Annotated in this window: 22 protein-coding genes and 1 pseudogene; 6 read left to right on the top strand and 17 right to left on the bottom strand. The window is 61.2% G+C overall.

What is annotated here, in order from left to right:
• Positions 1-33 precede the first annotated feature (33 nt).
• The 4 genes from BMX68_RS13875 (at position 34) to BMX68_RS13860 (ending at position 2,213) form a co-directional block, all read left to right on the top strand.
• The gene (locus BMX68_RS13875) at positions 34-270 is read left to right on the top strand and encodes a glutaredoxin family protein (protein WP_017131793.1); all 237 of its coding nucleotides are present in this window, start codon (positions 34-36) and stop codon (positions 268-270) included.
• A gap of 147 nt (positions 271-417) precedes the next feature.
• The gene (locus BMX68_RS13870; protein WP_017131794.1) at positions 418-618 is read left to right on the top strand and encodes a hypothetical protein; all 201 of its coding nucleotides are present in this window, start codon (positions 418-420) and stop codon (positions 616-618) included.
• A 151-nt stretch (positions 619-769) separates the two neighbouring features.
• Entirely contained in the window at positions 770-1,102 is a 333-nt protein-coding gene (locus BMX68_RS13865) for a hypothetical protein (RefSeq protein WP_017131795.1), read from the top strand.
• Positions 1,103-1,322: 220 nt separating this feature from the next.
• Positions 1,323-2,213: a pseudouridine synthase gene (locus tag BMX68_RS13860; protein WP_017131796.1), complete on the top strand. Its 891-nt coding sequence runs from the start codon at positions 1,323-1,325 to the stop codon at positions 2,211-2,213.
• Positions 2,214-2,281: 68 nt separating this feature from the next.
• Here the strand turns inward: BMX68_RS13860 and BMX68_RS13855 are convergent, their stop codons facing one another.
• Together BMX68_RS13855 and mobA are read right to left on the bottom strand one after the other, a co-directional pair.
• A complete protein-coding gene (locus BMX68_RS13855; protein WP_017131797.1) occupies positions 2,282-2,503 on the bottom strand; it encodes a YgdI/YgdR family lipoprotein in 222 nt (73 codons plus the stop codon).
• A gap of 53 nt (positions 2,504-2,556) precedes the next feature.
• Positions 2,557-3,168: a molybdenum cofactor guanylyltransferase MobA gene (gene mobA, locus BMX68_RS13850; protein WP_017131798.1), complete on the bottom strand. Its 612-nt coding sequence runs from the start codon at positions 3,166-3,168 to the stop codon at positions 2,557-2,559.
• A 112-nt stretch (positions 3,169-3,280) separates the two neighbouring features.
• Here mobA and moaB point away from each other — a divergent pair, with 112 nt between their 5' ends.
• Positions 3,281-3,820, top strand: a complete 540-nt coding sequence (gene moaB, locus BMX68_RS13845) for a molybdenum cofactor biosynthesis protein B (RefSeq protein ID WP_017131799.1) — start codon at positions 3,281-3,283, stop codon at positions 3,818-3,820.
• Positions 3,804-5,030 (top strand): molybdopterin molybdotransferase MoeA, encoded by a 1,227-nt coding sequence (locus BMX68_RS13840; protein WP_017131800.1) that lies wholly within the window; start codon positions 3,804-3,806, stop codon positions 5,028-5,030. The genes moaB and BMX68_RS13840 overlap by 17 nt, the downstream gene beginning before the upstream one ends.
• 5 nt (positions 5,031-5,035) lie before the next feature.
• Here the strand turns inward: BMX68_RS13840 and BMX68_RS13835 are convergent, their stop codons facing one another.
• The 15 genes and pseudogenes from BMX68_RS13835 to ccoN (BMX68_RS13765) form a co-directional block, all read right to left on the bottom strand.
• Positions 5,036-5,584: an adenine phosphoribosyltransferase gene (locus BMX68_RS13835; protein WP_017131801.1), complete on the bottom strand. Its 549-nt coding sequence runs from the start codon at positions 5,582-5,584 to the stop codon at positions 5,036-5,038.
• Between the two features lie 58 nt (positions 5,585-5,642).
• Complete coding sequence (gene fnr, locus BMX68_RS13830) at positions 5,643-6,377, bottom strand: fumarate/nitrate reduction transcriptional regulator Fnr (RefSeq protein WP_017131802.1); 735 nt, start codon at positions 6,375-6,377, stop codon at positions 5,643-5,645.
• A 232-nt stretch (positions 6,378-6,609) separates the two neighbouring features.
• Complete coding sequence (locus tag BMX68_RS13825) at positions 6,610-7,293, bottom strand: sulfite exporter TauE/SafE family protein (RefSeq protein ID WP_017131803.1); 684 nt, start codon at positions 7,291-7,293, stop codon at positions 6,610-6,612.
• Complete coding sequence (gene ccoS / locus BMX68_RS13820; RefSeq protein WP_017131804.1) at positions 7,286-7,504, bottom strand: cbb3-type cytochrome oxidase assembly protein CcoS; 219 nt, start codon at positions 7,502-7,504, stop codon at positions 7,286-7,288. Before ccoS ends, BMX68_RS13825 begins: the two co-directional genes overlap by 8 nt.
• Before the next feature lie 22 nt (positions 7,505-7,526).
• Positions 7,527-9,977, bottom strand: a complete 2,451-nt coding sequence (locus BMX68_RS13815; RefSeq protein WP_026013156.1) for a heavy metal translocating P-type ATPase — start codon at positions 9,975-9,977, stop codon at positions 7,527-7,529.
• A gap of 52 nt (positions 9,978-10,029) precedes the next feature.
• Positions 10,030-10,569 carry a FixH family protein gene (locus tag BMX68_RS13810; protein WP_017131806.1) on the bottom strand — a complete coding sequence of 180 codons (540 nt, stop codon included), beginning with the start codon at positions 10,567-10,569 and terminating at the stop codon, positions 10,030-10,032.
• An 11-nt stretch (positions 10,570-10,580) separates the two neighbouring features.
• Entirely contained in the window at positions 10,581-11,996 is a 1,416-nt protein-coding gene (gene ccoG / locus BMX68_RS13805) for a cytochrome c oxidase accessory protein CcoG (RefSeq protein ID WP_017131807.1), read from the bottom strand.
• Between the two features lie 303 nt (positions 11,997-12,299).
• Complete coding sequence (gene ccoP, locus BMX68_RS13800; protein WP_017131808.1) at positions 12,300-13,274, bottom strand: cytochrome-c oxidase, cbb3-type subunit III; 975 nt, start codon at positions 13,272-13,274, stop codon at positions 12,300-12,302.
• Positions 13,271-13,456 carry a CcoQ/FixQ family Cbb3-type cytochrome c oxidase assembly chaperone gene (locus BMX68_RS13795; RefSeq protein ID WP_003183474.1) on the bottom strand — a complete coding sequence of 62 codons (186 nt, stop codon included), beginning with the start codon at positions 13,454-13,456 and terminating at the stop codon, positions 13,271-13,273. The genes ccoP (BMX68_RS13800) and BMX68_RS13795 overlap by 4 nt, the downstream gene beginning before the upstream one ends.
• 5 nt (positions 13,457-13,461) lie before the next feature.
• Positions 13,462-14,070 carry a cytochrome-c oxidase, cbb3-type subunit II gene (gene ccoO, locus BMX68_RS13790; protein ID WP_017131810.1) on the bottom strand — a complete coding sequence of 203 codons (609 nt, stop codon included), beginning with the start codon at positions 14,068-14,070 and terminating at the stop codon, positions 13,462-13,464.
• Complete coding sequence (gene ccoN, locus BMX68_RS13785; RefSeq protein ID WP_017131811.1) at positions 14,070-15,512, bottom strand: cytochrome-c oxidase, cbb3-type subunit I; 1,443 nt, start codon at positions 15,510-15,512, stop codon at positions 14,070-14,072. Before ccoN (BMX68_RS13785) ends, ccoO (BMX68_RS13790) begins: the two co-directional genes overlap by 1 nt.
• Before the next feature lie 334 nt (positions 15,513-15,846).
• On the bottom strand, positions 15,847-16,785 hold the full coding sequence (gene ccoP, locus BMX68_RS13780) for a cytochrome-c oxidase, cbb3-type subunit III (protein WP_017131812.1): 939 nt from the start codon (positions 16,783-16,785) through the stop codon (positions 15,847-15,849).
• Entirely contained in the window at positions 16,782-16,976 is a 195-nt protein-coding gene (locus BMX68_RS13775) for a cbb3-type cytochrome oxidase subunit 3 (protein WP_279615812.1), read from the bottom strand. Before BMX68_RS13775 ends, ccoP (BMX68_RS13780) begins: the two co-directional genes overlap by 4 nt.
• A gap of 3 nt (positions 16,977-16,979) precedes the next feature.
• Positions 16,980-17,588, bottom strand: coding sequence for a cytochrome-c oxidase, cbb3-type subunit II (gene ccoO, locus BMX68_RS13770; RefSeq protein WP_017131814.1), 609 nt, complete (start codon positions 17,586-17,588; stop codon positions 16,980-16,982).
• 10 nt (positions 17,589-17,598) lie between these two features.
• A pseudogene (ccoN, locus tag BMX68_RS13765) lies at positions 17,599-19,020 on the bottom strand (cytochrome-c oxidase, cbb3-type subunit I).
• Positions 19,021-19,216: the final 196 nt, after the last annotated feature.

Genomic DNA, 19,216 nt, shown 5'->3' with positions numbered 1-19,216 from the left:
AATGAGTCTTCATCTTGTCTCGAGCCTTTTGCCATGCTTCCTGACTGCCAGTTGTTCGGCACCCTGGGTTGCCATCTATGTGAAGCCGCCGAAGCTGTGTTGATACCGTTGGTCGAACACGGCCTGATGGTCGAATTGATAGACATCGCCGACAGCGAAGTGCTGTTCGAGACTTATAGCCTGCGGATTCCGGTGTTGCGGCGGGCAGACACCGGCGCAGAGCTGGGTTGGCCTTTCGACGTCGAGCAGGTCGTGGCCTTTGTACGCTGAATCCTTCCTCTACATCCTCGCTGTCAACGCTGTCCCGGTCCTTCTGTTTCATCAGATTGCCTGAGCTTGCACCCGCAAAACGCCTGTGCTTACGTCGCCTCATGACGTTTTGATGCAGCGCGCTCAGTGGTGCAGGGAGGAAGTGAAATGAAAGGGAGGCAAGTGTTTCTGGTCAACCAATTGGGCGGACGCAAATTTCTCGCGACATTGGTGGTAGGTGTAAGCACCGCGACCTTGACATGGTATGGAAAGATTGATGGCGCAACCTATGCCATGGTGATCCTCGGTACGGTGGGTTCGTTCATCGGCGGCAACGTCTATGGAAAGGTCCATCCCAGGGAATCATGACACGCGGTGTGTGGCCGGTAATCCGTTGGCGGATTACAAAAAATTAAGTTACTGTATATTCATACAGTTTTCGTCTCGACGTTGGGACAGGATGTCCACCATGACATGCGCACCCAGGGACGAAACCAGGAAAGATCAAGAGGGTAAAAGCATGGTCAATGTCGAACAGTTGAAAGCCAGCGTGAACCGCATGTCCGCGGACGTCGTCCGCGAAGCGGTGCTGGAGTTGCGCCTGGATGGGCTGGTGACGGAAGGCAAGACGCCGTTCAACAAGCTGCATTTTAACACCTGCTTCGCGGAAATCGAGGCGCTATTCCAGCGGGCGGGCTATCACCGCCAATTGGATGTGGTGGGTTACCAGGGATTGCTTTATGCGCTCTACGATCCGGGGCGCTGGGAGGCAGCGGATGTGTTGCGCTGGCTGAAGGACTACACCGAGGCGGCCGGTTCGACGCTGTTGAGGAATCAACTGGCTGCGGTTTGAGGCCTAGTGGCCTGTGGGGTGAGTTCTATGAGTCAATGTCGGCGTCACCGGCCTCTGACCGGCGTTGCTGTTCCTCGCCATAGCGCCTTGGCCATGGATTTGTGGCATCCGAGCTTGAGCCAACGAACTAACCGTACAGGCCACTAGCGGCACGATTGATTGACGGGGCACCTGGGTCTTGCCGGATAATGCCTGTCTAGCCAACCGTTCGAGCCCCGTCATGTCCGCTTCGCCTTTCAACGCCGCCGAAAACCAGGCCAGCACCTTGTACCTGCCTCCAGGTGCCTGGCCCACGGTGCTGGAGTGCTTGTGCGAGCACTTTCAGGCCATCGGTCGCGAGCAATGGCTCGACCGGATTGCCCGGGGCCGAGTGCTCGACGCCCAGGGCCGGCCGATCACGGCACAGTTGGCCTATCGCGAAGGCCTGAAGATTCATTATTTTCGCGAAGTGCCGAACGAGACGCCGATTCCGGTCACGGAGACGATTCTCTATGCCGACGAGCACCTGGTATTAGCCGACAAACCGCATTTCCTGCCTGTGACCCCAGCTGGCGAGTATGTCGAGCAAACCTTGCTGCGCCGGCTGATCCACCGGTTGGACAACCCCAACCTGGTACCGTTGCACCGGATCGATCGGCATACCGCCGGGCTGGTGCTGTTTTCAGCCAATCCCCAGAGCCGTTCGGCTTATCAGTCGTTGTTTCCGACCCGGCAAATCGAGAAACGCTACGAGGCGATTGCCCGCCCCTTGCCCGAATTGTCCTTTCCGTGGACTCACCAGAGTCGCCTGGTAGAGGGCGAGCCGTTCTTTCGCATGCGTGAAGGCGAAGGTGCCAGCAATACCGAGACGGCCATCGAGGTGATCGAGAAGGGGGCCGGACTCTGGCGGTATGCCCTGTATCCGGTGACGGGGAAGAAGCATCAGTTGCGGGTACACATGGCTGCCCTGGGGGCTGGGATTTGCAACGACCCGTTTTATCCACGGGTGCTCAAGGAGGCGAAGGATGATTACGCCAATCCGCTCAAGCTATTGGCCCAGGGATTGCGTTTCGTCGACCCGATCAGTGGGCAGACGCGCTGTTTCGAGAGCGAAATCACCCTACGCTGGTGAACCGGGTTCAGTCCGGCATAAAGCCTGCACATGCGCACAAGGCGGGCTTTGCCGGGGCGCGCGAAGGGTTACAGCTCTTTGACGGTACGCACCTGATCCTTGTTGATGCGGGTGTTCTTGCCGTCCAACTGCTGGAACTCGTAGAAGCCGGATTCGGAATCATACTTCGGAGTGTCCACGGCCTGGATTTCACGCCCGTCGTTCAGGGTGATCACGGTCGGCGATGAACAGCCGGCGAGGGCTGCCAGGCCCATGGTCAGCATGAGGGCGGCGAGGGGCCGGTGAGTCATGGTGCTTCTCCAGAAAAAATTCGGATTGATTAGTATTTAAGACGACAGTATTTTCAGCAAGTTCCTCGCCTGTGTCCATCCGGCGGGTTATCGCCATGCTCAAGCAGTTGCGCAGTATTGAGATTGGCCAGCCTGGGATCGTTCGCCGGGCACTGTAGGGCCAGGGCCTGCAAGGGCAACATGACCTTGCGCGGACTGCGTTCGCCGCTCGCCCAGGCTCGCTCGAAAGCCCCTGCCAGTGCCACGGGAATCACACACAGCAGCGGCTCCCAGTGTTCGCCCTGGCGCACCATCAGGGGCTGTTCCGGGTGCTGGCCAGCCGCGTCGATCATGGCCTGGAGCAGGTTGCGATCGACCCGTGGCACATCACAGGGCAGTACCAACAGGTGTGAGTGGCGCGCCACCGCCAGTGCGGCGCGAATTCCTGCCAGCGGGCCAGGGAAGTCGTCGCTGTCGTCCGCTACCAGGCGGTCGGCGTAGATCGCGTAGCGTTGCGAATTTCGATTGCAGGAAATGACCAGGTCGTCGGTCAGCGTCCGCGCGGTGGCATGCAGATGGGCGATCAGCGGCCGGCCCCGCCACTCCAACAGGCCCTTGTCCTGGCCGCCCATGCGCTGGCCACGGCCACCGGCCAGGACCACAATGGAAACCTTGATCAACGACATGGCGAGCCTCGACGGGGCAGGACTCTGTTACGGCGTTCATGACGGCATTTATGAAAGGCAGCGCTGTGATATAACACCGGCATGTTTCTCCTATAACAACTGGACCAGGCCTATGAAAACCAAGGCTGATACGCCCTTTGTGCCGCTGAATATCGCGGTCTTGACTGTCAGTGATACCCGTACCTTTGAAACCGACACTTCCGGGCAGGTCTTCGTCGATCGCCTGACCGCCGCCGGTCATCGCCTCGCGGAGCGGGTGCTGCTCAAGGATGATCTGTACCGGATCCGCGCGCAAGTGGCCACCTGGATCGCCGAGGACGTGGTCCAGGTCGTGTTGATTACCGGTGGCACCGGCTTCACCGGTCGTGACAGTACCCCGGAAGCGGTTGCGTGCCTGTTGGACAAGCAGGTAGACGGCTTCGGCGAGCTGTTCCGGCAGATTTCCGTGGCCGATATTGGCACCTCCACCGTGCAGTCCCGTGCTCTGGCCGGGTTGGCCAACGGGACCTTGGTCTGCTGCCTGCCGGGCTCGACCAATGCGGTGCGTACCGGCTGGGACGGGATCCTCGCCGAGCAACTGGACTCTCGCCAGCGTCCGTGCAATTTCGTTCCTCACCTGAAACAGGCGCCACCTTGTGAATCCCGTGGGTAAGCCGGGCAAGACCGGCGCCCTGATTCCGGTCGAGATCGCCCTGGCCCGATTGTTGGAACTGGCTGAGGCGGCGCCGATTCGTGAAGCCGAGCGCTTGCCGCTGGCGGAGACCGAGGGCCGGGTGTTGGCCGAAGATCTGGTCTCCAGTCTCGACCTGCCGCCGTGGCCCAACAGCGCCATGGACGGTTATGCCTTGCGCCTGGCCGACTGGCACGGTGAACCATTGCCGGTCAGCCAGCGGATTTTCGCTGGACACGCGCCAGCGCCGTTGTTATCCGGCACCTGCGCACGGATCTTTACCGGGGCGCCGCTACCGGTAGGCGCCGACTGCGTTGAAATGCAGGAGAACGTCGATGTCCAGGCCGATCAACGGGTACGTTTCAACGAGCCGCTGGTGCTGCAACAGAACATCCGCCCCCAGGGGCAGGAAACCACGGTTGGCGAACAGGTACTATCGGCGGGCACCCGCATAGGGCCGATCGAACAGGGCCTGGCGGCGTCCTTGGGTTGTGCCGAACTGTCGGTGATTCGCCGGGTCCGGGTCGCCGTTCTGTCGACTGGCGATGAGTTGATCGAGCCAGGTCGAGCGCTGGGACCGGGGCATATCTACAACAGCAATCGCGTGCTGCTGTGCAGCTGGCTCAAACGCCTGGGCTGCGCAGTGATGGATGCCGGCATCCTACCGGATGACCTGCCGACCACCCGCCAGCGCCTGACGGAGCTGGGGGATGTTGACCTGATTCTTTCCACCGGCGGCGTGTCGGTCGGTGAAGCCGATTGCCTCGGCATCGCCCTGCGTGAAGAAGGTGAATTGGACCTCTGGAAGCTGGCGATCAAGCCTGGAAAACCCCTGACCTTCGGGCACTTTCGTGGCGTGCCGGTGATTGGCCTGCCGGGCAATCCTGCATCGACGTTGGTGACTTTTGCACTGTTGGCTCGGCCTTATCTGCTGCGGCGCCTGGGCGTACAGGAGGTCCGGCCTTTGCAGTTCAAGGTCCCGGCCGGGTTTTCCTGGCCGAAGCCGGGCAACCGCCGGGAATACTTGCGCGGGCGCCTGGAAAACGCCAGGGCGGTCATCTATCGCAACCAGAGTTCCGGCGTGCTACGCAGCGCGGCGTGGGCCGAAGGGTTGGTGGAAGTGCTGGAAGGTACCACGCTGGTGGAAGGCGATTGGGTCAACTTCATTCCCCTGAGTGAAGTACTGGGCTGAGAGGGTCACGTTTCCGACAGAGAGAACTGGGTCAGGCAGTAGCTCGGGATACCCATGTCGTTCAGGCGCTGGGAGCCGCCGAGTTCCGGCAAGTCGATGATGGCAGCCGCTTCGAGGACCTTGGCGCCCATGCGCCGTACCAGGTTGGCGGCGGCGCTCAGCGTGCCGCCGGTAGCGATCAGGTCATCGAAGATCAGTACCGAGTCGCCTTCGCACAGGCTGTCGGCATGGACTTGGAGGAAGGCCTCGCCGTATTCGGTCTGATAACCCTCGGACAGCACATCCCCCGGCAACTTGCCCTGTTTGCGAAACAGGATCAGCGGCTTGTTCAACTGGTAGGCGATAATCGAGCCGATCAGGAAACCACGGGCATCCATCGCACCGATATGACTGAAGTCGGTTTCGACATACCGGTGGATAAAGGTATCGGCCACCACTCGGATTGCCTGGGGCGACTGAAACAGCGGGGTAATGTCGCGAAAGATCACTCCCGGTTTCGGAAAGTCGATAACCGGGCGGATCAAGGATTTGATGTCGAAGCTGTCAAAGGCCATCGTCGCGGTGTCCTGGAAGGCTGTAAGCGCCCCAGTATACCCGCGACGTGTGTCTGGATCAGCCTTCGAGCGAACCGCCGGCAAGCGCGCAGAGTTGGATCGGGTCGAGGAGCTGCACTTCCTTGCCTTCGGCGACGATCAGTTCGTTGACCTGGAAACGGGTGAACACTCGGGATACGGTTTCCACCGCCAGCCCCAGGTAGTTGCCGATCTCGTGGCGCGACATGCTCAAGCGGAACTGCCGGGCGGAGAATCCGCGGGCGCGAAAACGTGCGGAAAGGTTGACCAGGAAGGTAGCGATCCGCTCGTCAGCGGTCTTTTTCGACAGCAACAGCATCATTTGCTGGTCGTCGCGGATTTCTCGGCTCATCACTCGCATCAACTGACGGCGCAATGGCGGCAGTTGCAGGGCCAGTTCGTCCAGGCGCTCAAAGGGAATCTCGCAGACCGAGGTGGTCTCCAGGGCCCGGGCCGATACGGGGTGGGTCTCGGTATCCATGCCGGACAAGCCGACCAGTTCGCTGGGCAAGTGAAAGCCGGTGATCTGTTCTTCGCCACCGTCGCTCAGGCTGAAAGTCTTCAAGGCCCCCGAACGTACAGCATAAACGGAGCTGAAGGTGTCGCCTTGATGAAACAGGAACTCGCCTTTTTTCAGCGGACGCCCACGTTTGACGATTTCGTCCAGCGCATCCATGTCTTCCAGATTCAGTGAAAGTGGCAGACAGAGAGGAGCCAGGCTGCAATCCTTGCAATGAGCCTGGCTGTGGGAGCGCAGTTTCACGGGCTCAGACATTTCTCAAATCCTTGTAGGGTGACACGCATAAACTGTAAGGGTACCTCAGTGGGAGTTCTTGAGGCCAGCGTGTGCCGGGATGGTACAGCGGTCCGCAGTCATCTGAGTTTTAGATGATTTGGGGGGAAAGCCGCCGGCGACGCTGCTGTCCCAGGTAGGCATCGAACACCCTGCACCCCGACCGGGCCGACAGGACGATGCAGCGTTCCGAGGACCTCGCTCGTCACAAGGATCAGTGCCCCATCAACCAGTGTTGATGAGGGCCGGGTAGGGTCCACAAGCCGAACAACATAACCAGCAACCCACCGCCCAGGCGCACGCTGCGCTTGCGCAGGATCGCTGTGACCCGTTCCGCCGCCAGCCCGGTGGCTAGCAGGATCGGCCAGGTCCCGAGGCCGAAGGCCAGCATCAGCAGCGCGCTGTCGACAGCATTGCCCTGGCTCGCTGCCCATAGCAGTGTGCTGTAGACCAGGCCACAGGGCAGCCAACCCCACAATGCCCCGAGCAGCAAGGCTCGGGGCAGGCTAGACACTGGCAACAGGCGGCTGGCGACGGGCTGGATATGTCGCCACAGGCCGCGCCCGAGGCTTTCCACGCGGATCAGGCCGTTCCACCAACCGGCCAGGTACAGGCCCATGACGATCAGCAACAAGCCGGCCAGCACCCGCAACAGCATTGCCGCCGGACTGTTGGCCGCTGCCCAACCGAGGAGGCCGATCAACAGGCCGGCGGCGGTGTAGCTGAGAATCCGCCCTAGATTGTAAGCCAGTAGCAGGCGCAGGCGTCGGGCTCGCTGTTGCTGGGGAATCGCCAGAGTCAGGGCACCCATCAGGCCGCCGCACATGCCCAGGCAATGACCGCCGCCGAGCAAGCCGAGAATCACCGCCGAGACCAACAGGGGCGCCAGTTCAAGCATGGGGAGGGGCCTGCTGGTCGTGGTCGCGGGGAGTCCCGTTGGCCTCCTCGATGGCGGCCTGGTGGTTAGGGTCCTGGTCGTCGAACAGGATACTGTGGGCCGGACCGTCGAGATCGTCGTATTGGCCGCTGTCCACCGCCCAGAAGAAGATGTAGACGGCGATGGCGACGATCAGCAGTGCCGCTGGGATCATCACGTAAAGAGCTGGCATCTTTGCTCCAGGCCCGCACGGCTCAGGCCGGCAGCGGGCGGGTATCGGGTAGGACCTGGTTGACCGGCGGGCTCGGTTGGCGAGTCAAGCGCAGGGCATTCAACACCACCGTCAACGAACTGATGGACATACCGACCGCGGCCCACACCGGAGTGATCCAGCCGAGGGCGGCGAACGGCAACATGAGACCATTGTACAGCGCCGCCCAGATCAGGTTCTCGATGATTACCCGACGGGTGCGGCGGGCCAGACCGAAGGCCTGCGCCAGGGCATCCAGGCGATTGCACAGCAGTACCGCGTCGGCATTGGTTTTCGCCAGGTCCGTGGCCGAGCCCATGGCAACGCTGATATCGGCGGCGGCCAGGACCGGCACATCGTTGACGCCGTCGCCAAGCATCAACACCTTGTGCCCTTGTTGTTGCAGTTGTTTCAGGACTTGCAGCTTGTCCTCTGGACGCAGTCCGCCACGGGCCTCGTCGATACCCAACTCCGTGGCGATACTGGCGACCATCGGCGAGCTGTCACCGGACAGCAACAGGGTCCGCCAGCCGCGCGCGCGACAGGCCGCGAGCAAGTCCGGTGCATCGCTGCGCAGTCGGTCGTCGAGAACCAACCAGGCGAGGGCGCCGTGGCTGTCGCCCAACAGCAGCCATTGCCCGCTGGCCTGCGGCGGCGCGGGGATCGCGCAACCGCTGAGCTCACAGACGAAAGCCGCCTGGCCGATACGTAGCTGCTGTTCGCCGACGCGGCCCGCCAAGCCACGTCCGGGTGTGCTCAGGACATCTTCGGCGATTTGCGGGGTGCGACCGAAAGCTTTGGCAATCGGGTGTTCGGAACGGCTTTCCAGGGCGGCGGCTAGAGCCAGGCAGTACTCGCTGTCCAACTCGCGCAATGGCTGGATGGTGCGCAAGGTCAGGCGGCCCTCGGTCAGGGTGCCGGTCTTGTCGAAAATCACCGTGTCGATCTGATTCAGACCTTCGAGGACATGGCCGCGAGTCAGCAGCAGGCCGAGCTTGTGCAGTGTGCCGGTGGCGGCGGTCAGCGCTGTCGGAGTGGCCAGCGATAGCGCACATGGGCAGGTTGCCACCAGCATCGCCAGAACGATCCAGAACGCCCGCTCCGGGTCGAGCTGCCACCAGAGCAGGCCGATGGCCGCTGCTGCGATCAGCGACAGCAGCAGGAACCATTGCGAGGCGCGGTCGGCGATCTTTGCCAGGCGTGGTTTTTCGCTTTGGGCGCGCTCCAGCAGGCGAACGATTGCGGACAGGCGGGTGTCCTGGCCGAGGGCCAGGACCTCGACCGTCAGTGCTCCCTCGACGTTCAACGTGCCGGCGGTGACCGCGTCCCCCGGAGCATGCGGTTGCGGCAGGTATTCACCGGTCAGCAGCGATTCATCGATACTCGACTGGCCGTCGAGAATCCTGCCGTCCGCCGGCAATACGGCGCCGGGATGCACCAACACGCGGTCGCCCTGGCGCAGTTCGCTGAGCAGGATTCGTTCGCTCTGGCCGTCCGCGAGCAGGCGCAGGCAGGAAGCCGGCAGCAGATTGACCAGTTGCGCGGTGGCCGCCGCCGTGCGCTCGCGGGCGCGACGCTCAAGGTAACGACCGGTGAGCAGAAACAGGGCGAACATGCCCACGGCATCGAAATACAGCTCGCCGACGCCGCTGATCGCGGTCCAGATCCCGGCGCAATAAGCGCTGCCGATCGCCAGCGAGACCGAGACGTCCATGGTCAGGTGCCGGGTGCGCAGGTCGCGCAGAGCGCCACGAAAGAACGGCGCGCAGCTGTAGAAGACAATCGGGGTGGTGAGGAACAGTGCGACCCAACGCAGGATGGTGTGCAGCTCGGGGCTCAGGTCGATATTGAATTCCGGCCAGGTGGCCATGGTCGCCATCATTGCCTGGAACCACAGCAAGCCGGCCAGGCCTAGCTGGCGCAAGGACTTGCGGTTTTCGCTGGCCAATTGTTCGCTGGCGCGGTCGGGCTGGTAAGGGTGGGCGGCGTAGCCGATCTGGCGTAGCTCGACGAGCAATGTACTCAGGGCCAGTTGGCTGTCGATCCAGCGCACCTGCAACCGATGATTGGACAGGTTCAGGCTCGCCTCGGCCACGGCCGGCAGGTTGCGCAGGTGTTTTTCGATCAGCCAGCCGCAGGCGGCGCAACTGATGCCCTCCATCAGCAAGGTGGCTTCGACAAGCTCGCCATCGTGGTGGACAAAGGGTTGCTGCACATCGGCGCGGTCGTATAGCGCCAGTTCGTCCGGCAGTTGCACCGGCAGCACGGCGGGGTTGGCGCAGGGTTCGCTGCGGTGGCTGTAGTAATGCGCCAGACCGCCGGCGACGATAGCTTCGGCCACAGCCTGGCAGCCGGGACAGCAGAATTCGCGGGTTTCATCGAGGACGACCGCGGTGAAGCGACTGCCAGCGGGGACCGGCAGGGCGCAGTGGTAGCAGGGTACGGGACGGGTCATAGGGGCCATCGGTCAATCAATTCCGGCAAGCGGACTTCGGTGGCGAGCGAGGTTACTTGGCGAGGTCTTCGGCGCCTTGCAGTGGCTCGTCGCCCAGCAGCAGGTCTTGGTCGTGGCTGACCTGCTCTTCCTCGAACATACGCCAGGTCCTGTCGTCCTGCTTGCCCAGCAGCTCGACGAAACGCCGGCCTTCGACCTTGTCGCTCAACTGGCCGATATAGCGCCCTTGTTCGGTCTCGCTACGGGTCAGGATGATCCGTCGATCCTTCTGCGGCTGGGTCGGCGAGATCAGGTTGAGTTGCAGGGTCGCCGGATAGCTGGCGCCGCTCAGGCGCAGGTCGACTTCGCCGGTGACTTCGTCGAGGCGTAGGTTGGCCCGCATCTGCAGGGTCTGGGCCAGCAGCTCACGGTCCAGCGAGCGGTTGATGCCCTTGCCGGCCTCGTAGTAGTTGTCGTTGACCAGGTTGTCCGGGTTCTTCACCGCGATGGTCACCATAGACAGGGTCAGGGTCACCGAGCAGGCCAGGATGGCGATAATGATCCAGGGCCAAAGGTGCTTGTACCAGGGGCTGGTGGCGGTGGCGACGGACATCGTGGATTCCCTTAGCGAATTTGTGGACCGATGAATCGGCTCTTGGCTTCAATGTGGACGCTGTCGTCATCGGCATCGCGGAGAATGAATTTCACCTCATTGGTACTCGACGGCAGTTGTTCGGGGGCGCTGGACAGTTCGACCGGCATGCTGAAAATCTCGCCAGCGGGTACCTTGATCTCACGCCGGCCTTGCAGCTTCAGGTCCGGCAGGCCACTGGCGTCGAGGACGTAAGTGTGGTCGCGTTGGTCCTTGTTCATGATCTTCAGGCTGTAGACGTTTTCGATCCGCCCCTCGGCATTTTCGCGATAGAGCACACGGTCCTTGCTGACGTCGAAACCCACCAGCGAGCGCATGAAGAAGGCACTCACCAGTAGGCTGATCATTGCCAGCAGAACCACTGCATAACCGATCAGGCGTGGCCGCAAATGCTGGGTCTTCTGCCCGGAGAGGTTGTGTTCGGTGGTGTAGCTGATCAGGCCGCGTGGGTATTCCATCTTGTCCATGACGCTGTCGCAGGCGTCGATGCAGGCGGCGCAGCCGATGCATTCGACCTGCAGGCCGTCGCGGATGTCGATGCCGGTGGGGCAGACCTGTACGCACATTGTGCAATCGATGCAGTCGCCCAGGCCCTGAGCCTGATAGTCGATACCTTTCTTGCGTGGGCCACGATCTTCGCCACGGCGTGGGTCGTAGGAGACGATCAGCGTGTCCTTGTCGAACATTACGCTCTGGAAGCGTGCGTAAGGGCACATGTAGATGCACACCTGCTCGCGCAGCCAACCGGCATTACCGTAGGTGGCGAGGGTGAAGAAAGCGACCCAGAAATACGACCAGCCATCGGCCTGGCCGGTGAAGAAGTCGATAATCAGTTCACGGATCGGCGAGAAGTAACCGACAAAGGTCATGCCGGTGACGAAGCCGATCAACAACCAGAGGCTGTGTTTGGCGAACTTGCGCAGGAATTTGTTGGCGCTCATGGGCGCCTTGTCGATCTTGATGCGCTGGTTGCGGTCGCCTTCGGTGATCTTTTCGCACCACATGAAGATCCAGGTCCAGACGCTTTGCGGGCAGGTGTAGCCGCACCAGACGCGCCCGGCGTAGACGGTGATGAAGAACAGGCCGAAGGCGGCGATGATCAGCATGCCGGAGAGCAGGATGAAGTCCTGGGGCCAGAAGGTTGCACCGAAGATGAAGAACTTGCGCTCGGGCAGGTTCCACCAGACCGCCTGGTGGCCACCCCAGTCCAGCCATACGGTCCCGAAATACAGCAGGAACAGCGCGGCACCGCCGGCTATCCGCAGGTTGCGGAACAGGCCAGTGAAGGCACGGGTGTAGATTTTTTCGCGTGAAGCGTAGAGATCGACGGTGTTGTTCGAGTGCTGTGCAGGCGGAGTAACGTCGTGTACCGGAATTTGCTTGCTCATCATTGCATCCCACGGTAGGGGGAAAAGCCTCGGTCAGTACATGCCGACCGCGATCAGAAAGGGTAGTGCAGTGGCGTAATGATACGCCTGTCACTCTGGCTCAAGGGTGCGACCTTTGGTCGCGTTGAGGGAGCGATCCGAATAGTGCAGCAAATGTAACAAAACATGATGCAGGTCAATTGACTATAGATGAAATCGCCTGGCCTAGCATGCGGATTACCCACGTGATAGAGCGCTTGCGGATAAAAAAGGCCCCGCCAGTCTGCACCGACGGGGTCATGGGTGGAGCGGCGAGCCGGGAGTTTATTCCGCGGGCTTGTTGTCGCCATGGGACAGGCTGTAGACATAGGCGGCCAGCAGGTGGACCTTGTCGTTGCCCTGGGTCTGTTCCTGGGCAGGCATCTGGCCCTGGCGACCGTGACGAATGGTCTGCTGCAGTTGCGCGAAGCTCGAGCCGTAGATGAACGCACCAGGGTGCGTCAGGTTGGGTGCGCCCATGGCTGGGGTGCCCTTGCCCTCCGGACCATGGCAGGCCACGCAGTTGGCGGCGAAGAGCTTTTGCCCGTTGGCCGGGTCGGCCTTGGCGCCTTCCGGCAGCTTGCGACCGTCGAGATTGGTCAGCACGAAGGCGGCCACATCGGCCACGCCCTGTTCGCCAATTACCTCGGCCCAGGCCGGCATGACCGCATGGCGACCGCCCATGATGGTGGTCTTGATGGTTTGCGGGTCACCGCCCCAGCGCCAGTCGTTGTCGGTCAGGTTGGGGAAGCCATAGGCGCCCTTGGCGTCGGAGCCATGGCATACCGAGCAGTTGGACGCGAACAGGCGACCGCCCATTTTCAGGGCTAGCGGGTCCTTGGCGACTTCTTCGATCGGCATGGCGGCGTACTTGGCGAAGATCGGCCCGAACCGCGCATCCGAGCGGGCCATTTCCTTCTCCCATTCATGTACGCCGGTCCAGCCGGTCTGGCCGTCGGCGAAGGGGACCTGCTGGTCGTTGTCCAGATAGCCATAACCCGGCAACAGGCCTTTCCAGTTGCCCAGGCCCGGGTACAGCGCCAGGTAGCCGAGGGCGAAGATGATGGTGCCAACGAACAGCATGAACCACCACTTCGGCAACGGGTTGTCGTATTCCTCGATCCCGTCATAGGAGTGGCCGACTGTCTCGTCGGTCTGCTCGGCGCGCTGGCCCTTGCGGGTCGACAGCAGCAGCCAGGTCAGGGCGAAGATGGTACCCAGACTGAGGACTGTGACGTACAGACTCCAGAACGTAGTCATTCTTTGTTACTCCTAGAAGCTTGCTCGACGTGCTTGATGGCTTCGGGGTCATCCGCGAAAGGCAGCAAAGTCGCGTCGTCAAACTCCGACTTGCGCTTGGGGCTGAACACCCACAACGCCAGGCCGATAAAGGCCACCATCACCACGACGGTGCCCAGGCCACGAATCATCCCGATATCCATCCAGATCACCGTTTGCTTTTAATGATGGTGCCCAGGCCCTGCAAGTAGGCCACCAGCGCGTCCATTTCGGTCTTGCCCTTCACGGCGTCTCTCGCCCCGGCGATGTCTTCGTCGGTGTAAGGCACGCCCAGGGTGCGCAGGACTTCCATTTTTTTTGCGGTGTCCTTGCCGTCGAGTTTGTTTTCCACGAGGAACGGGTACGCCGGCATTTTCGACTCGGGCACCACGTTGCGTGGGTTGTACAGGTGCGCACGGTGCCAGTCGTCGGAGTAACGACCGCCAACGCGGGCGAGGTCTGGACCGGTGCGCTTGGAGCCCCACAGGAACGGGTGGTCCCAGACGCTTTCACCGGCAACCGAATAATGTCCGTAGCGTTCGGTTTCAGCGCGGAAGGGGCGGATCATCTGCGAGTGGCAGCCGACACACCCGTTGGCGATGTAGAGGTCACGGCCTTCCAGTTCCAGGGCCGAGCGAGGCTTCATGCCTTCGACCGGCTTGTTGGTGACGTCCTGGAAGAACAAAGGGACGATCTGGGTCAGGCCGCCGATGCTGACAGCGATGACCATGAAGAAGGTTAGCAGGCCGATGTTTTTCTCGACGACTTCGTGCTTCATCAGTGAGCTCCAACGACAGCGATCTGAGCGGCGGCTTCAGCTTCAGCCGGATTCGAGGCACGAACGGTGCGGTACACGTTATAGGCCATGAACAGCATCCCACTGGCGAAGAACGCACCGCCCAGGGCACGCACGATGTAGCCGGGGTGGCTGGCGACCAGGGCTTCGACGAACGAGTAGGTCAGGGTGCCGTCCTCGTTGATGGCTCGCCACATCAGGCCTTGGGTGATGCCATTGACCCACATCGAGGCGATGTAGAGTACGGTGCCGATGGTCGCGAGCCAGAAGTGGGTGTTGATCAAGCTGACACTGTGCATCTGCGCGCGACCGAACAGCTTGGGAATCATATGGTAGATCGCGCCGATGGAGATCATCGCTACCCAGCCGAGGGCGCCGGCGTGAACGTGGCCGATGGTCCAGTCGGTGTAGTGGGAGAGCGAGTTGACGGTCTTGATCGCCATCATCGGACCTTCGAAGGTCGACATGCCGTAGAACGCCAGCGACACCACCAGAAAGCGCAGGATCGGGTCGGTGCGCAGCTTATGCCAGGCGCCCGAAAGGGTCATCATGCCGTTGATCATGCCGCCCCAACTCGGTGCCAGGAGGATGATCGACATCGCCATGCCCAGCGACTGCGCCCAATCCGGCAGGGCGGTGTAGTGCAGGTGATGGGGACCGGCCCAGATGTACAGGGTGATCAGTGCCCAGAAGTGGACGATGGACAGGCGATAGGAGTAGATCGGGCGCTCGGCCTGTTTCGGTACGAAGTAGTACATCATCCCGAGGAACCCGGTGGTCAGGAAGAAACCCACCGCGTTGTGCCCATACCACCATTGGATCATCGCATCCGTCGCCCCGGCGTAGACCGAATAGGACTTGAAGAAGCTCACCGGCAGGGACGCGTGGTTGACGATGTGCAACATGGCGGTGACGACAATGAACGCACCATAGAACCAGTTGCCGACATAGATATGCTTGGTCTTGCGCTTGACGATAGTGCCGAAGAACACCAGCGCGTAGGCCACCCAGACGATCGCCAGGAGGATCGCCAACGGCCATTCCAGTTCGGCGTATTCCTTGGTGGTGGTGTAACCCAATGGCAGGGTCACGATGGCGCCGATGATCACTGCCTGCCAGCCCCAGAAGTGGAAGGCCGCCAGGCTATCGGAGATCAATCGCACCTGGCAGGTACGTTGCACCACATAGTAGGAGGTGGCAAACAATGCACAACCAGCGAAGGCGAAGATCACCAGGCTGGTGTGCAACGGGCGCAGGCGTCCAAAACTCGTCCACGGCAGACCGAAATTCAGCTCCGGCCAGACCAGTTGAGAAGCGATGAATACGCCGAGCCCCATGCCAAGGATTCCCCAGACCACCGTCATGATGGCGAACTGGCGGACTACCTTATAGTTATAAGCAGTCGGACTGATTGCTGTGCTCATTCTAAGGTTCCACGGTTTGGGTATAGTTATTAGGGGTAAAAATCGGTCGCAAGTATGGATAAAGTGTAGGGTCATTGCAACGCGCCATGACCCGGGTCACTACGTTACGACGCTGATTCTACGGCCTTTCCATACTCGGTGTAAGGTCAAAGCCCGTCCTCGAAAATACCGCGATTGACCGGCGGGCGAGGGGTTAGGGATTGATCGGGGTTTGCAAAGCTTAGTACCGATTCCCGAGAGTGGGTAGGCGGACTAAAAGACAGGTGCGACACTTGGTCGCGTGCAGGCGGGAAGTTGCCGTATCTTCGTCGATGCGGCGGGAAACATCTGGTATTTATTGAGTTTTATCTTCTCCTTGACGGTCGTGCGAGAGGCTGAATACGTAAGCTGCCAGCAGTTGCACCTTGTCGTTGCCGAGCAGTTCGCTCTGGGCCGGCATATGACCCTGGCGCCCGTGGCGGATGGTCTGCTGCAACTGTGCCAGACTGTTGCCATAGATAAAGCCGGCGGGTTGGGTCAGGTCCGGGGCTCCCATGATCGGATTGCCCTGGCCAGTGGCACCATGACAGACGATGCAACTGGTGTTGAACGATTGTCGGCCAGCTTCCAGGTCTGCCGTGGAGTCCTGCGACAGCGGTAGTTGGGCCAGGTCATGACGGACATAGGCTGCGACGTTTTTCACGCCGTTTTCACCGAGGATTTCGCCCCATGCCGGCATGGCCGCGATTCGCCCGCCCATGAGGGTGGTCTTGATTGCGTCGGTACTGCCACCCCAGCGCCAGAGGTTGTCGGTCAGGTTCGGGAAACCGTAAGCACCCTTGGCGTCTGAGCCATGGCAGACCGCGCAGTTGGAAGCGAACAGGCGACCGCCGATTTTCAGTGCCTGTGGATCCTTGGCCGCCTTTTCCACAGGCATGGCGGCGAATTTGGCGAAGGTCGGCCCAAATTTGGCATCGGCCTTGTCCATCTCCTTTTCCCATTCGTGTGCGCCGGTCCAGCCGTTTTCGTAGCCGGGCAGGACGCCTTTCCAGTTGCCCAGGCCAGGATAGAGAATCAGGTAGCCCACGGCGAACACCAGGGTTGCGACGAACAGCATGAACCACCACAGCGGTAGCGGGTTGTCGTACTCTTCGATACCGTCGAAGCTATGGCCCATGGTCTGGTCGACGCCGCCCTTGGTTTCACCTTGGCGGGTGCCGAGCAACAACCAGGTCAGGCCGATCAGGCTGCCGATGGTCAGTACGCAGATGTACGTACTCCAGAAGATGGTCATGGCCGATTGCTCCTTGTTGCAGGGTCTTGTTCAGGTGTTTCGGGCGAGGGCTCGTCGGCGAACGGCAGCATGCGCGCCTGGGCGAACTCTGGGTTGCGCTTGGCGCTGAACACCCAGATCGCAAGCCCGGCAAAGGCAGTCATCACCAGCAGCGTGCCGAGGCCGCGGATCATTCCACTACTTATCTCCATGGCTCACCTCTTGTTCTTGATCGCAGTGCCGAGCACTTGCAGGTAGGCGACCAGTGCGTCCATCTCGGTCTTGCCCTTGAGGCTGGCGACCGCACCGCCGATGTCGTCGTCGGTATAGGGCACGCCCAGCGTGCGCATGGCCCGCAGCTTGGTTTCGGTGTGGCTGCTATCAAGGGCATTAGCGACCAACCAGGGGTAGGCCGGCATCTTCGACTCCGGTACCACGTTGCGCGGGTTGTACAGGTGCGCACGGTGCCAGTCTTCCGAGTACCGGCCGCCAACCCGCGCCAGGTCCGGCCCGGTGCGTTTGGAGCCCCAGAGGAACGGGTGGTCCCAGACGCTTTCGCCGGCCACCGAGTAATGCCCGTAGCGTTCGGTCTCGGCGCGGAACGGCCGAATCATCTGCGAGTGGCAACCGACGCAGCCTTCCCGAATGTAGATATCGCGACCTTCCAGTTGCAATGCGGTGTAGGGCTTCATGCCTTCCACCGGCTTGTTGGTGACGTCCTGGAAGAACAGCGGGACGATCTGGGTCAGGCCGCCGATGCTGACGGCGAAGACCATCAGCAGCATCAACAGGCCGACGTTTTTTTCAAGCACTTCGTGTTTCATGGCGAACTCCTCAGGCCATCTGCGCGGCGGTGACGGTGGCAGGTTCGGCACTGCCCACGGTGCGCCAGGTGTTGTAGGCCATCAGCAGCATGCCGCAGAGGAAGATCGCACCGCCGACCAGCCGTACGACGAAGCCGGGATGGCTGGCCACCAGGGTTTCGACGAAGGAGTAGGTCAGCGTGCCGTCCTCGTTGACCGCGCGCCACATCAGACCCTGGGCGATGCCGTTAACCCACATCGAGGCGATGTAGAGCACGGTGCCGATGGTCGCGAGCCAGAAGTGCGCGTTGATCAGGCCGATACTGTGCATTTGTGTGCGGCCGAAGACTTTCGGGATCATGTGGTACAGCGCGCCGATGGAGATCATCGCTACCCAACCGAGGGCGCCGGCATGCACATGGCCGATGGTCCAGTCGGTGTAGTGGGAGAGGGCGTTGACGGTCTTGATTGCCATCATCGGGCCTTCGAAGGTCGACATGCCATAGAACGCCAGGGATACCACCAGGAAACGCAGGATTGGGTCGCTGCGCAACTTATGCCAGGCGCCCGAGAGGGTCATCATGCCGTTGATCATGCCGCCCCAGCTGGGTGCCAGGAGGACCAGCGACATCACCATGCCCAGCGACTGCGCCCAGTCTGGCAGGGCGGTGTAGTGCAGGTGGTGGGGACCTGCCCAGATGTACACGGTGATCAGCGCCCAGAAGTGGACGATGGACAGGCGATAGGAATACACCGGGCGTTGGGCCTGTTTCGGCACGAAGTAGTACATCATCCCGAGGAACCCGGCGGTCAGGAAGAAGCCCACCGCGTTGTGCCCGTATCACCATTGGACCATGGCGTCGGTGGCCCCGGCATAGACCGAGTAGGACTTGGTCAGGCTGATCGGGATTTCCAGGTTGTTGACGATATGCAGAATCGCCACGGTGATGATGAACGCACCGAAGAACCAGTTGCCCACGTAGATGTGTCGAGTGGTGCGCTTGATCACGGTGCCGAAAAACACGTAGGCGTAGGCCACCCAGACGATGGTGATCAGGATATCTATCGGCCATTCCAGCTCGGCGTATTCCTTGGAGCTGGTATAGCCCAGCGGTAGACTAATGGCCGCCAGGAGAATGACCAACTGCCAGCCCCAGAAAGTGAACGCTGCAACCTTCGGTGAAAACAGCTGGGTCTGGCAGGTGCGTTGCACCGAGTAATAGGAGCTGGCGAACAGCGCGCAGCCGCCGAAGGCGAAGATCACCGCGTTGGTATGCAGTGGGCGCAGACGGCCGAAGCTGGTCCATGGCAGGTCGAAGTTGAGTTCGGGCCAGACCAATTGGGCCGCGAGGAAGACCCCGAGCCCCATCCCGACGATGCCCCACACCACCGTCATAATGGCGAATTGGCGGACCACCTTGTAGTTGTAGGCAGTACTGATTGAAGTGTTCATGGTTCCCCGTCCACGGTTCAGACCCGGCCGACACTGTTGCATTCGCGGGGTCTGGAGTTATAGGCAGATTAGTGACCTGTACGGTGAGTTCGTTAGCTCAAGCTCGAATGCCAGAAGTTCATGGCCCAGGCGCCGCGACCAGTCATAGCCGGCTATGGCGAGGAACAGCTACGCAGGTCATGGGCCGTGGCGCCGA

This window comes from Pseudomonas agarici (genome assembly GCF_900109755.1).
GTDB classification, from domain to species: domain Bacteria; phylum Pseudomonadota; class Gammaproteobacteria; order Pseudomonadales; family Pseudomonadaceae; genus Aquipseudomonas; species Aquipseudomonas agarici.
This window is presented reverse-complemented; position numbering and strand designations above follow the sequence as displayed.

Bases quoted from the DNA above. Each gene is read 5' to 3' on its own strand.
- ccoO (WP_017131814.1), bottom strand. From the start codon at position 17,588: ATGAAACACGAAGTGCTTGAAAAAAACGTCGGCCTGTTGATGCTGCTG.
- BMX68_RS13825 (WP_017131803.1), bottom strand. From the start codon at position 7,293: ATGCTTGAACTGGCGCCCCTGTTGGTCTCGGCGGTGATTCTCGGCTTG.
- ccoO (WP_017131810.1), bottom strand. From the start codon at position 14,070: ATGAAGCACGAAGTCGTCGAGAAAAACATCGGCCTGCTAACCTTCTTC.
- BMX68_RS13860 (WP_017131796.1), top strand. From the start codon at position 1,323: ATGTCCGCTTCGCCTTTCAACGCCGCCGAAAACCAGGCCAGCACCTTG.
- BMX68_RS13835 (WP_017131801.1), bottom strand. From the start codon at position 5,584: ATGGCCTTTGACAGCTTCGACATCAAATCCTTGATCCGCCCGGTTATC.
- BMX68_RS13810 (WP_017131806.1), bottom strand. From the start codon at position 10,569: ATGTCCGTCGCCACCGCCACCAGCCCCTGGTACAAGCACCTTTGGCCC.
- BMX68_RS13870 (WP_017131794.1), top strand. From the start codon at position 418: ATGAAAGGGAGGCAAGTGTTTCTGGTCAACCAATTGGGCGGACGCAAA.
- ccoG (WP_017131807.1), bottom strand. From the start codon at position 11,996: ATGAGCAAGCAAATTCCGGTACACGACGTTACTCCGCCTGCACAGCAC.
- BMX68_RS13795 (WP_003183474.1), bottom strand. From the start codon at position 13,456: ATGGATATCGGGATGATTCGTGGCCTGGGCACCGTCGTGGTGATGGTG.
- ccoP (WP_017131808.1), bottom strand. From the start codon at position 13,274: ATGACTACGTTCTGGAGTCTGTACGTCACAGTCCTCAGTCTGGGTACC.
- mobA (WP_017131798.1), bottom strand. From the start codon at position 3,168: ATGTCGTTGATCAAGGTTTCCATTGTGGTCCTGGCCGGTGGCCGTGGC.
- moaB (WP_017131799.1), top strand. From the start codon at position 3,281: ATGAAAACCAAGGCTGATACGCCCTTTGTGCCGCTGAATATCGCGGTC.
- BMX68_RS13875 (WP_017131793.1), top strand. From the start codon at position 34: ATGCTTCCTGACTGCCAGTTGTTCGGCACCCTGGGTTGCCATCTATGT.
- BMX68_RS13855 (WP_017131797.1), bottom strand. From the start codon at position 2,503: ATGACTCACCGGCCCCTCGCCGCCCTCATGCTGACCATGGGCCTGGCA.
- BMX68_RS13775 (WP_279615812.1), bottom strand. From the start codon at position 16,976: ATGGAGATAAGTAGTGGAATGATCCGCGGCCTCGGCACGCTGCTGGTG.
- ccoN (WP_017131811.1), bottom strand. From the start codon at position 15,512: ATGAGCACAGCAATCAGTCCGACTGCTTATAACTATAAGGTAGTCCGC.
- ccoP (WP_017131812.1), bottom strand. From the start codon at position 16,785: ATGACCATCTTCTGGAGTACGTACATCTGCGTACTGACCATCGGCAGC.
- ccoS (WP_017131804.1), bottom strand. From the start codon at position 7,504: ATGCCAGCTCTTTACGTGATGATCCCAGCGGCACTGCTGATCGTCGCC.
- BMX68_RS13865 (WP_017131795.1), top strand. From the start codon at position 770: ATGGTCAATGTCGAACAGTTGAAAGCCAGCGTGAACCGCATGTCCGCG.
- BMX68_RS13815 (WP_026013156.1), bottom strand. From the start codon at position 9,977: ATGACCCGTCCCGTACCCTGCTACCACTGCGCCCTGCCGGTCCCCGCT.
- fnr (WP_017131802.1), bottom strand. From the start codon at position 6,377: ATGTCTGAGCCCGTGAAACTGCGCTCCCACAGCCAGGCTCATTGCAAG.